This window comes from Nitriliruptor alkaliphilus DSM 45188 (genome assembly GCF_000969705.1).
GTDB lineage: Bacteria > Actinomycetota > Nitriliruptoria > Nitriliruptorales > Nitriliruptoraceae > Nitriliruptor > Nitriliruptor alkaliphilus.
On sequence record NZ_KQ033901.1, the window covers coordinates 410242 to 423654 of the forward strand.

The 13413-nt window shown below is 69.9% G+C and carries 10 protein-coding genes; all 10 read right to left on the bottom strand.

Features of this window, described 5'->3' with window-relative positions:
* Positions 1–59: 59 nt before the first annotated feature.
* Positions 60–533: a 30S ribosomal protein S7 gene (rpsG, locus tag NITAL_RS01915; RefSeq protein WP_052664404.1), complete on the bottom strand. Its 474-nt coding sequence runs from the start codon at positions 531–533 to the stop codon at positions 60–62.
* Position 534: 1 nt separating this feature from the next.
* Positions 535–906 (bottom strand): 30S ribosomal protein S12, encoded by a 372-nt coding sequence (gene rpsL, locus NITAL_RS01920; RefSeq protein WP_052664405.1) that lies wholly within the window; start codon positions 904–906, stop codon positions 535–537.
* Between the two features lie 481 nt (positions 907–1387).
* The gene (locus NITAL_RS27740) at positions 1388–1609 is read right to left on the bottom strand and encodes a hypothetical protein (RefSeq protein ID WP_052664406.1); all 222 of its coding nucleotides are present in this window, start codon (positions 1607–1609) and stop codon (positions 1388–1390) included.
* 209 nt (positions 1610–1818) lie between these two features.
* Positions 1819–5838, bottom strand: a complete 4020-nt coding sequence (locus NITAL_RS01930) for a DNA-directed RNA polymerase subunit beta' (RefSeq protein WP_083441130.1) — start codon at positions 5836–5838, stop codon at positions 1819–1821.
* Positions 5839–6047: 209 nt separating this feature from the next.
* Positions 6048–9527 (bottom strand): DNA-directed RNA polymerase subunit beta, encoded by a 3480-nt coding sequence (rpoB, locus tag NITAL_RS01935; protein WP_052664407.1) that lies wholly within the window; start codon positions 9525–9527, stop codon positions 6048–6050.
* Between the two features lie 625 nt (positions 9528–10152).
* Positions 10153–10536 carry a 50S ribosomal protein L7/L12 gene (gene rplL / locus NITAL_RS01945; RefSeq protein WP_052664409.1) on the bottom strand — a complete coding sequence of 128 codons (384 nt, stop codon included), beginning with the start codon at positions 10534–10536 and terminating at the stop codon, positions 10153–10155.
* 48 nt (positions 10537–10584) lie between these two features.
* Complete coding sequence (gene rplJ / locus NITAL_RS01950; protein ID WP_052664410.1) at positions 10585–11280, bottom strand: 50S ribosomal protein L10; 696 nt, start codon at positions 11278–11280, stop codon at positions 10585–10587.
* Between the two features lie 338 nt (positions 11281–11618).
* Entirely contained in the window at positions 11619–12023 is a 405-nt protein-coding gene (locus NITAL_RS01955; protein ID WP_157041566.1) for a PleD family two-component system response regulator, read from the bottom strand.
* Between the two features lie 154 nt (positions 12024–12177).
* On the bottom strand, positions 12178–12921 hold the full coding sequence (gene rplA, locus NITAL_RS01960) for a 50S ribosomal protein L1 (protein WP_052664412.1): 744 nt from the start codon (positions 12919–12921) through the stop codon (positions 12178–12180).
* Between the two features lie 63 nt (positions 12922–12984).
* Positions 12985–13410: a 50S ribosomal protein L11 gene (gene rplK / locus NITAL_RS01965; RefSeq protein ID WP_052664413.1), complete on the bottom strand. Its 426-nt coding sequence runs from the start codon at positions 13408–13410 to the stop codon at positions 12985–12987.
* Positions 13411–13413 lie beyond the last annotated feature (3 nt).

Consider the following 13413-nt stretch of genomic DNA (forward strand, 5'->3'; position numbering starts at 1 on the left):
CTCTTCCTCGCTGTGTGGTCTGAACCCGGTGGGCGGTGGTCACCACCCCGGTGGGTGGGCTACCAGCGGTAGTGGGCGAAGGCGCGGTTGGCCTCGGCCATCTTGTGGGTGTCCTCGCGGCGCTTGACCGCGGCGCCGACGCCGTTGGAGGCGTCGAGCAGCTCGCCGGCGAGGCGCTCGCCCATCGTGTGCTCACGACGGATGCGCGCGTACCCGACGACCCAGCGCAGGGCCAGGGTGGTCGAACGCGAGGGGCGGACCTCGATCGGCACCTGGTAGGTCGCACCACCGACGCGGCGGGACTTGACCTCGAGCTGCGGCTTGACGTTGTCGATCGCACGCTTGAGGACGCTGATCGGATCGCCGCCCGAGGTGCGGCTGCCGATGTTGGCGAGGGCGTCGTAGACGATCGCCTCGGCGATCGACCGCTTGCCGTCGCGCATGACGCGGTTGATCAACTGGGTGACCAGCGGCGAGCCGTACTTCGCGTCCGGCTGGACCTTGCGGCGGCCCGGGGAACCCTTGCGAGGCATATCAGCTGTCCTTCTTCACGCCGTAGCGGGAGCGCGCTTGCTTGCGGTCACGGACCGGTGCAGCGTCGAGGCTCCCGCGGATGACCTTGTAACGCACGCCCGGCAGGTCCTTCACGCGCCCACCACGCACGAGCACGATGGAGTGCTCCTGGAGGTTGTGCCCCTCACCGGGGATGTAGGCGGTGACCTCGATGCCCGACGAGAGCTTGACGCGGCACACCTTGCGGAGGGCCGAGTTCGGCTTCTTGGGGGTGGTCGTGTAGACGCGCGTGCAGACACCGCGACGCTGGGGCGAGCCCTTGAGCGCGAGGGTCTTGTTCTTCTTGGCCTTCGACTGACGGCCGTTGCGCACCAGTTGCTGGATGGTGGGCATGCCTGGCGTTCTCCGTCGGTAGCGCCCGCCGGTGGCGAGCTGGCGCGCGAGGACGCGCGTCGGTGCGTATCGGGCGGGGTGTGGTGAGGGTGGGGCCGTGGGCCGCTGCGCCGCCACACCCGGATACGAGCGGGGACGCGGGACCGCGTTCGGTGCTGGGTCCCACCGGGCGGCGCGGTCCGACCCACGGGGTCGGGCGTTCCGCTCCTGGTGAAGGTCCGGGGTGCAGCGCGCTTCCGCGCGAAGGGATCTCGTGCGAGAAGGTCGGCGCGGGTGCGCCCGGACCGCGCCACGGCGAGGCCGCAGCGCAGATCGCGAACCGTACCGACGGCGCGCGCGGGCTGTCAACCTGCGGGGTCTTTGCCCGCACACCCGGCGTCTCGCGAGCGGTCAGCGGGCGGCCGCGGAGCGCAACGAGGGCCGCGCCAGGTGGCGCGGCCCTCGTGCTGCGGGCTGTCGTGCAGCCCTCGCAACCTCGCGATCAGGCGTCGTCGTCGAGACCGTCGTCGTCGAGACCGCCGTCGTCGAGGCCGTCGTCGTCGAGACCGCCGTCGTCGAGGCCGCCGTCATCGACACCACCGTCGACCGTGGTGTCGTCGGTCATGGCGCCGTTGTCCTCCTCGCAGGCCGCCGCGCCGAGCGCGAGAGCGCCGGCGAACAGCAGTGCCGTGGACGATCGGCGGAGCGTGCGGAAGCTGGTCACGGTAGGTCCTCCTCGGGTGGGAAGTGTTGCGGGAGCACCAGACGGTAGAGGCACCGGCGGCGGCCACCCCCGGCCCACCGGCGGGGGAGAGCGCGGCGAACGGCCACCGGCCCGACGGCCCGGAGGTGGCCGTTCGGCCGTCCGACCGGCCGCACGCCGGAGGGGCGCCGTCGCCGGCGCCCCTCCCGTGTGCTACGTGCTCAGCTGGGTCAGCCCTGGCCCGCACCACCCTGACCGGCGCCACCCTGGCTGCCGGCCTCACCGGGGAAGTCCTCGAACCCCCAGCCGCCGTCGAAGCCCCAGGACCCGTCGCCCTCGTAGGACTCGGTGGACGCCAGGAACTCGGCGATGTCCGCCGGCAGCGCCTGCTCGGGCAGCTCGGTGTGGCCGACCCGGATCCGCTGATAGTCGCGGACGCCGGTCCCCGCGGGGATCAGCTTGCCGATGATGACGTTCTCCTTGAGCCCGACCAGCGGGTCGGACGCGGAACCGAGGGCCGCCTCGGTGAGCACGCGGGTGGTCTCCTGGAAGGAGGCCGCGGACAGCCACGAGTCGGTGGCCAGCGACGCCTTGGTGATGCCCATCAGCATCTGGCGACCGGCCGCGGGCTGCCCACCTTCGGCGAGCACGCGGTCGTTCTCCTTCTTGAACTTCACCCGATCGACGTTGTCACCGGGCAGGAAGGAGGCGTCGCCGGGGTCGACCACGTTCACCCGGCGGAACATCTGCCGGACGATGAGCTCGACGTGCTTGTCGTGGATCGGCACACCCTGCGAGCGGTAGGTCTCCTGCACCTCGTGCACCAGGTGCAACTGCGCCGCACGGACCCCGAGCACCTCGAGCAGCTCGTGCGGATCGATCGCGCCGAGGGTCAGCTGCTGGCCGACCTCGACCTCCGCACCGTCCGCGACCTCGATCGAACCGTCGTCGGACCGGAACAGCCGGGCGCCGCGGGGCAGCTCGTGCTCGTCGACCTGGTCGCGAGCGCCGGAGATGGTCAGCAGTCGACCACCACCCTCGGCTTCCTCGATCGAGACACGCCCCGAGATGCGGGCGATCTCGGCCTTGCCTCGTGGGCTACGAGCCTCGAACAGCTCGACCACGCGTGGCAGACCCTGGGTGATGTCGTCCGCGGACGCCACACCACCGGTGTGGAAGGTGCGCATGGTCAGCTGCGTACCCGGCTCACCGATGGACTGGGCGGCGATGATGCCGACCGCCTCGCCCATGTCGACCATCGCGCCGTTGGCGAGCAGCTCGCCGTAGCAGGCGCGGCAGACGCCGATCTCGGTGTCGCACGCCAGCGCGGACCGGACGGTGATCTCGCGTTCCGCGTCGGAGGCGGTCGCCTCGAGCGGTGCGAGGGTGTCGGGGTGGATGCCCTTGACGAGAGCCGAACGCAGGCGCCGGACCTCGACGTCGGCGATCGGCGTCCCCGCGGCGAGGAGCACCTCGTCGGAGCCGGGGAAGCTGACGTCCCGGGCCAGGACGCGCCCGTACACGGTCTGCGAGTCGTGCTCGCCGACCACGGCCGTCACGCCGCGGTCGGTCCCGCAGTCGTCCTCGCGGATGATCAGGTCCTGCGACACGTCGACCAGCCGCCTCGTGAGGTAACCCGAGTCGGCGGTACGGAGGGCCGTGTCGGCCAGACCCTTGCGGGCACCGTGCGTCGCGATGAAGTACTCGAGGACCGACAGACCCTCGCGGTAGTTGGACTTGATCGGCCGCGGGATGATCTCACCCTTCGGGTTGGCCACGAGCCCACGCATGGCGGCGATCTGCCGCAGCTGGGTCATGTTGCCGCGTGCACCCGAGTTGGCCATGACGAAGAACGGGTTGGTCTCGGCGAAGGATGCCTCCATCGCGTCGGCCACCTTGTTGGTCGCCTCGGTCCAGATCTCGATCAGCTCCTGGCGCCGCTCGGCGTCGGTGATGACACCACGGCTGAACTGCTTCTCGATCTTGGCCGCACGGTCCTCGGAGGCGGCGATGACCTCGGCCTTGTTGGCCGGCGTCTCGACGTCCGAGATGGCGATGGTGATGCCGGCCTTCGTGGCGTAGCGGTACCCGAGGTCCTTCATGGCGTCGAGGACCTCGACGACCTGCCACCGCGGGAAGACGTCGGAGCACTTGTTGACGATGTCGCCGGCGCCCTTCTTGGTGACGACCTCGTTGATGAAGGCGTGGTCCTCGGGGAGCACCTCGTTGAAGATGGCCCGGCCGGCGGTGGTCACGATGCGCACCGGGGTGCGGTCAGCCCGTGCGGCCTCCCACGCCTCGTCGTCCTCGCGGTAGGCCGCCGAACGGTCCGCCGGGTCGAGCTGCTTGCCACGCAGACGCAGGATGATCGCGTCCTGCATGTGGATGGCCTTCTGGTCGAGCGCACGCTCGATCTCGCCCACCGAGCTGAAGATGGGCAGGCCCGTCGGGTCCCGGTCGGCCGACGTGTCGTTGTCGGAGAAGGTCAACCAGTAGATGCCGAGCACCATGTCCTGGGTCGGCGAGGCGATCGGGCGACCGGTCGCCGGCGACAGGATGTTGTTCGGGGCGAGCATGAGGATGCGCGCCTCGGCCTGCGCCTCGGCCGACAGCGGCAGGTGGACGGCCATCTGGTCGCCGTCGAAGTCGGCGTTGAACGCGGTGCACACCAGCGGGTGCAGCTGGATGGCCTTGCCCTCGACCAGCGTCGGCATGAACGCCTGGATGCCGAGGCGGTGGAGGGTGGGTGCACGGTTGAGCATCACCGGGTGGTCGGCGATGACCTCCTCGAGCACGTCCCACACCTGGGCACGCGAACGCTCGACCATCCGCTTCGCGCTCTTGATGTTCTGCGCGTAGTTGAGGTCGACGAGGCGCTTCATGACGAACGGCTTGAACAGCTCGAGCGCCATCTGCTTGGGCAGGCCGCACTGATGCATCCGCAGCTGCGGGCCGACCACGATGACCGAGCGGCCGGAGTAGTCGACGCGCTTGCCGAGCAGGTTCTGACGGAAGCGGCCCTGCTTGCCCTTGAGCATGTCGGACAGCGACTTGAGCGGCCGGTTGCCCGGGCCCGTGACCGGACGTCCGCGACGGCCGTTGTCGAACAGCGCGTCGACGGCCTCCTGGAGCATCCGCTTCTCGTTGTTGACGATGATCTCGGGGGCCCCGAGGTCCAGCAGACGCTTCAACCGGTTGTTGCGGTTGATCACGCGGCGGTACAGGTCGTTGAGGTCGGAGGTCGCGAAGCGGCCACCGTCGAGCTGCACCATCGGGCGCAGGTCCGGCGGGATGACCGGGATGGCCTCGAGGACCATCGACGCCGGGTCGTTGCCGGTCCTGCGCAGCGCGTCGACGACCTTGAGGCGCTTGGTCGCACGCTGCTTCTTCTGACCCTTGGCCTCGACGATGGTGGTGCGCAGCTCGCCGTTCTCGGCGTCGAGGTCGATCGCCTCGAGCAGGTCCCGGATCGCCTCGGCGCCCATGCCACCGGTGAAGTAGTCGCCGAAGCGGTCACGCATGTCGCGGTAGACCAGCTCCTCGGGGATCAGCTGCTTGACCGAGAGCTTCTTGAAGGTCGTCAGGACCTTGTCGAGGTGCTCGAGCTCGTTGTTGGCACGGACCGAGACGGCCTTCAGCTGCTTCTCGATCTCTTTGCGTTCCTTCTTGACCACGTCGGGCTTGGCGCCCTCGGCCTCGAGCTCAGCGAGCGTGGCCTCGAGCTGCTGGAGGAGCTCGGTGCGGTCGCCCTCGAGCTGCTTCTCGATCTCCTGCTTCTCGAGACGCAGCTCCTCCTCGAGCTCGGGCAGCGCGTCGTGGCGCTTGTCCTCGTCGACGGAGGTCACCACGTACGCCGCGAAGTAGATGACCTTCTCGAGGTCCTTGGGCGACATGTCGAGCAGGTAGCCGAGGCGCGAGGGGACGCCCTTGAGGTACCAGATGTGGGTCACGGGAGCGGCGAGCTCGATGTGGCCCATGCGCTCACGGCGGACCTTGGCCCGCGTGACCTCGACGCCGCAGCGCTCGCAGATGATCCCCTTGAAGCGCACGCGCTTGTACTTGCCGCAGTAGCACTCCCAGTCCCGCGTGGGACCGAAGATCTTCTCGCAGAACAGCCCATCCTTCTCGGGCTTGAGCGTGCGGTAGTTGATGGTCTCCGGCTTCTTGACCTCGCCGTTGGACCACATGCGGATCTGATGCGCCTCCGCCAGGGTGATGCGCAGACTGTCGAAGTGGTTCACGTCCAGCACGGGGACGTCCTCCCTACTTCATAACCCTCTCTGAGGAGAGGTGCGGGGGTCGGGGCCCCCGCGGGGGTATGTGTCTTCTCTGTCAGTTGCCCGGTACCGGGAGCGGTGGCGGGACCGGAGCTGAGGTCCGGGCCGGGCTGCCTCGGGGCCCCCGGAGGTCCCGCAGGGACCGAGAGGGGATGGCAGCCCGGACGGGCCTCAGCGGAAGGTCACGCCTCCGCGGTCGGACGCTCCGGCCGGGAGAGATCGATGCCCAGAGCCTCAGCAGCCCGGAACGCGTCGTCCTCGCTGTCACGCAGCTCGATCTGGTCGCCCGCCGCGTTCAGCACCTCGACGTTGAGGCTGAGGGCCTGCATCTCCTTGACCAGCACCTTGAACGACTCGGGGATGCCGGGCTCGGGGATGTTGTCGCCCTTGACGATGGCCTCGTAGACCTTGACGCGCCCGATGGTGTCGTCGGACTTGATCGTCAGCAGCTCCTGGAGGGCGTACGCGGCGCCGTAGGCTTCGAGGGCCCACACCTCCATCTCACCGAAGCGCTGCCCACCGAACTGGGCCTTCCCGCCGAGGGGCTGCTGGGTGATCATCGAGTACGGACCGGTCGAGCGGGCGTGGATCTTGTCGTCGACCAGGTGGTGGAGCTTGAGGATGTACATGTAGCCGACGGTGACGGGTGCCTCGACGGCTTCGCCGCTGCGGCCCTCGTACACGGTGGTCTTGCCGTCGACCCCGACCAGGCGGATCCCCGACTCGGTCGGGTTGCCGGCCTGGAGCAGCTCGATGAGCTCCTCCTCGCGGCAGCCGTCGAAGACCGGGGTGGCGAAGTTGACCGGTCCGGGGACCGACAGCATCTCATCGCCCCACCCGACGCGGTCGAACCACTCGGGCTTCTCGTCGAAGTGCCACCCGTTGGAGGCCGCCCAGCCGAGGTGGGTCTCGAGGACCTGCCCGATGTTCATGCGGGACGGGACGCCGAGGGGGTTGAGCACGATGTCGACGGGGGTGCCGTCCTCGAGGAACGGCATGTCCTCCAGCGGCAGGATCTTGGAGATGACGCCCTTGTTGCCGTGGCGTCCGGCGAGCTTGTCGCCCTCCGAGATCTTCGACTTCTTGGCGATGAAGATGCGCACCATGTCGTTGACGCCCGGCGGCAGCTCGTCGCCGTCGGCGCGCGAGAACCGCTGCACGCCGATGACGATCCCGCGGTCACCGTGGGGCACCTTCAGCGAGGTGTCGCGCACCTCGCGGGCCTTCTCACCGAAGATCGCCCGCAGCAGCCGCTCCTCGGGGGTCAGCTCGGTCTCCCCCTTCGGGGTGACCTTGCCGACGAGGATGTCGCCCGGCTGGACCTCCGCTCCGATGCGGATGATCCCCTCCTCGTCGAGGTTGGCGAGCACCTCCTCGGAGACGTTGGGGATGTCGCGGGTGATCTCCTCGGGGCCGAGCTTGGTCTCGCGAGCGTCGACCTCGAGCTGCCCGATGTGGATCGAGGTCAGCACGTCCTCGCGGACGAGCCGCTCGGAGAGGATGATGGCGTCCTCGAAGTTGTAACCCTCCCAGGACATGAAGGCGACCAGCAGGTTGCGGCCGAGGGCGAGCTCACCGGCGTCGGTGGACGGTCCGTCGGCGATGACCTCACCGACCTCGATCCGCTGTCCCTCGGTCACGATGGGACGCTGGTTGATGCAGCTGCCCTGGTTGGAGCGCTTGAACTTGGTGAGGTAGTAGCGGTCGATCTCGTCGTCGTCGGTGCGGACCACGAGGTGGTCGCTGGCGACCTCGACGAGGACGCCACCGCGCGATGCCACGACCACGTCACCCGCGTCGCGGGCGGCCTTCGCCTCGATGCCGGTGCCGACGAACGGCGCCTCGGCCCGCAGGAGCGGGACGGCCTGGCGCTGCATGTTGGCGCCCATCAGGGCCCGGTTGGCGTCGTCGTGCTCGAGGAACGGGATGAGCGCGGCCGAGATGGACACCGCCTGGCGCGGCGAGACGTCCATGTAGTCGACGGCCGACGGTGCGACCTCGCGGACCTCGCCGCCCTTGGCGCGCACGAGCACGAGGTCGTTGACGTACTTGCCCTCGTCGTCGAGCGGCGCGTTGGCCTGCGCGACGACGTAGCGGTCCTCCTCGTCGGCGGTGAGGTACTCCACGTCGTCGGTGACCACGCCGTCGACGACCGTGCGGTACGGGGTCTCGACGAACCCGTACTCGTTGATGCGCGCGTAGGTCGCGAGCGTCCCGATCAGGCCGATGTTCGGGCCCTCCGGGGTCTCGATCGGGCACATGCGGCCGTAGTGCGACGGGTGGACGTCGCGGACCTCGAAGCCCGCACGCTCACGCGACAGACCACCGGGACCGAGGGCCGACATGCGTCGCTTGTGCGTCAGGCCGGACAGCGGGTTGGTCTCGTCGAGGAACTGCGACAGCTGCGAGGTGCCGAAGAACTCGCGGATGGCGGACACGACCGGACGGATGTTGATCAGGGTCTGAGGCGTGATGGCCTCGAGGTCCTGGGTCGTCATCCGCTCACGGACCACGCGCTCCATCCGGGACAGGCCGATGCGGACCTGGTTCTGGATGAGCTCGCCGACCGAGCGCAGGCGCCGGTTGCCGAAGTGGTCGATGTCGTCGGTGTCGTAGCCGTCCTCGCCGGCGTGCAGCTTGACGAGGTAGCTCATCGTCGCGAGGCAGTCCTCGGCGGTGAGCGTGACGTCCTCACGGCGACCGAACCCGAGGAGTTCGAACTCGTCGGTCAGCTTGCCGTGCTTGACGTGGCCGGAGCCGTCGTCCTCGAGGCCGGAGATCTTGTAGCGACCGACCCGCGCGAGGTCGTACTTCTTGGTGGCGAAGAACATGCCGAGCAGCAGTTGCCCGGCCTGTTCAGCGTTCGGCGGCTCGCCCGGACGGAGCTTGCGGTAGATCTCCTCGAGCGCCTGGCCCGGGGTGCGGCCGGTGTTGTCCTTCTCGAGGGTGAGCGCGATCGACTCGGCGCCCCCGAAGAACTCGAGGATCTCCTCGTCGGGGATCTCGGTGGTCAGCACCTCGGACGGCGCGAGTTCGTAGACCCCGGCCTCCTGGTTCCACACGAACGCCTTGAGCGCGCGGTAGAAGACGCTGATCGGCTGCTTGCGCTTGCGATCGACGCGGACGGCGACCAGGTCGCGCTTGTCCACCTCGAACTCGAGCCACGCGCCGCGGCCCGGGATGACCTTGCAGCCGTACACGTCACGACCGGTGGTCTTGTCGATGGACGAGTCGAAGTAGACGCCCGGCGAGCGCACCAGCTGGGACACCACGACACGCTCGGTGCCGTTGATGACGAACGTGCCCTTGTCGCTCATCACGGGGAAGTCACCCATGAAGACCGTCTGGGACTTGATCGTGCCGTCTTCCTTGTTCAGGAACTCGGCGGTCACGAACAGCGGCGCGGCGTAGGTGTAGTCCTTCTCCTTGCACTCATCGACGGAGTACTTGGGGTCCTCGAAGCGGTGGTTGAGGAAGCTGAGGGCCATCTTGCCCTGGCTGTCCTCGATGGGAGAGATCTCGTCGAAGATCTCCCCGAGGCCCTCGTCGATGAGCCAGGCGAACGAACCGCTCTGGATGGCGACGAGGTCGAGCTCCTCGAGTGGGAGCGCCTCACGGATCTTTGCGAAGCTAAGTCGCTGATCGACGGCGTTGCCGGTCAACCGGGACCTCCCTGACGCTGGTGGCTGCGGGGGTGGAGCGGGGCCCGAACGGTGCGGGCGTACCGCTCCGGCTCGGTGGAACGTGCCCGAGCTCGGGGCGTGGAACGTGTGGTGCGGTTCGGTCGGCGCGGAGGATCGAACGCCGAGCCCGCAGCGCCGAGCGGGATCGGGACGCGCGGTCGGTCAGGTCGGACGGCCGACGCGCGGGTGGAGCGGTGCGGCGGGTTCGGGGCGGCGACCGCGGACGGCCACGTGCCGCTGGCGGACATCCGCTCGTCCACGGCGGTCACGGTCCTGGCTGCGGGACCCCGTCACCGGTCGATCATCCCCCTGTGGACGCGCGACAGCCGCCTCCGAACGGCGGCGGCACGACAGGCGGATGGAGGGACCTCGATGAACGACGGACGACCCCGCGGGAGCACACGTGGTGACGGGACGAACGAGTGACACCCCAGCTCGCGGTGACGGTACGCGAGCACACGGCAGCCCCGGAGTGTAGGGGCGTCGAGCACGGCGCGTCAACCGACCCGCGAACGACCGTGACCGCCTCCGGGATCGGAGGCGGCGTGGCCGCGGCGGTGCACCAGCCGGTGCGGACCCGCGAGGGGGTCCGCACCGGCGGGGATCACTTGAGCTCGACCGTGGCGCCGGCGCCCTCGAGCGCCTCCTTGGCGGCGTCGGCCGCAGCCTTGTCCACGCCCTCGAGGACGGCCTTGGGCGCCGACTCGACGAGCTCCTTGGCCTCCTTCAGGCCGAGGCTGGTGAGGCCGCGCACCTCCTTGATGACCTGGATCTTCTTGTCACCGGCGGCGGTGAGGACCACGTCGAAGTCGGTCTTCTCCTCGGCGGCCTCGGCGGGCGCACCGGGGGCCACGCCACCAGCGACGGCGACCGGAGCAGCGGCGGTGACCTCGAAGGTCTCCTCGAACTTCTTCACGAGCTCGGAGAGCTCGACGAGCGTGAGCTCCTTGAACGCATCGATGAGCTCGTCGGTGGACAGCTTCGCCATGGTGGTTCCTGTTCTGTGCGGGTCTGGTGATCTCGGGACGTGGGGGGGTTACGCGTCGCTCGCCGGCTCGTCGCCGGTGGTCTCGGCCTCGGCCTCGGCCGCGGGGGCGTCGGCCTCGGCAGCGGGGGCCTCGGCAGCGAGGGCTTCCTCCGCGGCAGCCTCCTCGGCGGGAGCCTCCTCGGCAGCAGCCGGGGCCTCTTCGGCGGCGGGCGCCTCGGTGACGTCGGCGTTGCCGCCGGCGTCGATGAGGGCCTGGACGAGACGGGCCTGCTTCTCGATCGGGGCCTGGAGCAGGCGGGCGGTGTTGGCCAGCGCGCCGTACATCAGGCCCGCCAGCTGACCGAGCAGCTCCTCCTTGGAGGCGAGGTCGGCGAGCTTGATGGCGGCGGCCTCGTCGAGGACCTCGCCGTCGAGGTAGCCACCGCGGATCACGAGCGCCGGGTGGTCCTTGGCGAAGGCCTTGAGCGCCTTCGCGGGCGCCACCGGGTCCTCGGAGCAGAAGACGAGGGCGGTCGGGCCGTCGAGCAGCTCCTGGAGCTCCTCCATGCCGGCGTCGACCGCAGCGCGGCGAGCGAGGGTGTTCTTGGCGACGCGGTAGCGCGCGCCCGCCTCGCGCAGCTTGATGCGCAGCTCGGCCATCTCCGTGACCGTGAGGCCGCGGTAGTGGGTGAGCAGCGTGGCTGCCGAGTCGGTGAGGCCGCTCTTGACGTCATCGACGACGGCGACCTTGTCGGGCCGAGGCACGGGTTCCTCCGGGGTGGTAGCGGACCCTGCCGGGGAGCCGAGGCACGGGCGCCGATCCGCCCTCACACGAAGGAGCCCCCGGCGCGGCTCGCGCAGGGGGCGGACACGAGGACACGGCGGGGAGCCGCGGGGTGTCGAACCGGCCTACGCGGGACGCGCGAGGCACCCGGCTTCCGGTGAGGGAGGGGCGCGCCGCGACCTTCGACCCGCGAGGCGGGCGTCCAGCGGTCTGTGGCGTCGTTGGCGGGGAGACTACCGGGGCGCTCACCCGGCGTCGAACCAGGTCCTGCCGCGCGCTGCCGGCGCACGCGGATGCCGACCCTCGCCCCCGGCGTGGCTCAGCCCTCGAGGAGGCTCTCGACCTTGCCGAGCAGCGCGAAGGCGGTGAACGGCAACGCGAGCGTGGCGTCCACGCCGGGTGCTCCCTCGGCCGTGGTGTCGCCGCGTGGCACGAGCAGCAGCACGCGGACGCCCGCCGTCTCGGGCTGGGCCCGCACCGTGCGCGCGATCGCGAGGGCACCGGCCCCCGGGAGCTGGTCGTCGAGAACCAGCACGGGCGGCAACTCGGCCGCGAGGGAGCGGATCGTGTCCTCGGTGTCGACCGCTTCGACCACGCGGTACCGGTCCGCACCGAGGGTCAGGGCCACCTGCGCCCGCGTCCCCTCGTCGGCGGACCCCACCAGCACGTGGATCGGCGCCTCGGTGGGTCCGCTGCCGGTGTCCGCGACCGCCTCGTCCTTCACCGCCCGCTCCGATGCTCGTCCCGAGGTCGCCGGCCGTCCGTCGCCCGGCCGGAGGGTAGCGCCGCCGTCGGCCCCGTCCGCCGCGGGCAGCCGCACGTGCCGGACGCGGACGAGCCCGCCGTGTGGCGGGCTCGTCCGGGGTGCTGCGCGCGGGTCACGCCGTCGCGGCTGCGGCCTCGCTGGTGTCGTCGACGAGCAGGTCCTTGACCCGGGTCGGGTCGAGCGGGATGCCGGGCGACGCCGACGTGGAGATGGTCACCGAGCGCACGTACCGGCCCTTGGCGGCCGACGGACGCAGACGGAGGATCTCGTCGAGCAGCGCGCCGTAGTTCTCGACCAGGCTCTCGACCGGGAACGACGCCTTGCCGAGCACGGCGTGGACGTTGCCGTTGCGGTCGGAGCGGTATTCGACGCGACCGGCCTTGATCTCGGTGACGGCCTGACCGACGTTCATCGTGACCGTGCCGGACTTCGGGTTCGGCATCAGGCCACGCGGACCCAGCACCTTCCCGAGACGGCCGAGCTTGCCCATCATGTCGGGGGTGGCGATGACCGAGTCGATCTCGCTGAGCAGGTCACCCTGGCCGAGCAGTTCGACGAGGTCGTCGCCACCGACGTGGTCGGCACCCGCCTCGCGCGCCTCGGTGGCCTTGTCACCACCGGCGACGACGGCCACGCGGACCGACTTGCCGATCCCGTGCGGCAGCGACACGGCGCCGCGGACCATCTGGTCCGCCTTGCGCGGGTCGATGCCGAGCCGGAAGGCGACCTCCACGGTCGCGTCGTAGCTCGTCGCGTCGACCTCCTTGAGGAGGGCGAACCCGGGCTTGGGGGCGTAGAGACGGTCCGCCTCGATGCGGTCCATCGCTGCCCGGTACTTCTTGCCGTGCTTGGCCATCTGTGTATCTCCTCGTGGTCCGACGGAGGGCGCGGCCCTCCTCCCACGTGCTGGAACGTGTGACTAGCCGTCGACCGTGATGCCCATCGAGCGGGCGGTGCCCTCGACGATCTTCATGGCACCTTCGATGTCGATCGCGTTCAGGTCGGGCATCTTGGTCTCGGCGATCTGGCGCACCTGCTCACGCGAGACGCTCGCCACCTTCGTGGTGTGCGGGGTGCCCGAACCCTTCGCCACGCCCGCCGCCTTGAGCAGCAGCTGCGCCGCGGGCGGCGTCTTCATGATGAAGGTGAACGACCGGTCCTCGTAGACCGTGATCTCCACCGGGACGATGTCGCCCTGCTGGCCTTGGGTGCGCTCGTTGAACGCCTTGCAGAACTCCATGATGTTCACGGAGTGCTGACCGAGCGCGGGGCCGACCGGCGGCGCCGGGTTGGCCTGACCGGCCGGGATCTGGAGCTTGATGAAACCAGCGACCTTCTTGGCCATCTG

Bases quoted from the DNA above. Each gene is read 5' to 3' on its own strand.
- rplL (WP_052664409.1), bottom strand. From the start codon at position 10,536: ATGGCGAAGCTGTCCACCGACGAGCTCATCGATGCGTTCAAGGAGCTC.
- rplA (WP_052664412.1), bottom strand. From the start codon at position 12,921: ATGGCCAAGCACGGCAAGAAGTACCGGGCAGCGATGGACCGCATCGAG.
- rpsG (WP_052664404.1), bottom strand. From the start codon at position 533: ATGCCTCGCAAGGGTTCCCCGGGCCGCCGCAAGGTCCAGCCGGACGCG.
- rpsL (WP_052664405.1), bottom strand. From the start codon at position 906: ATGCCCACCATCCAGCAACTGGTGCGCAACGGCCGTCAGTCGAAGGCC.
- rplK (WP_052664413.1), bottom strand. From the start codon at position 13,410: ATGGCCAAGAAGGTCGCTGGTTTCATCAAGCTCCAGATCCCGGCCGGT.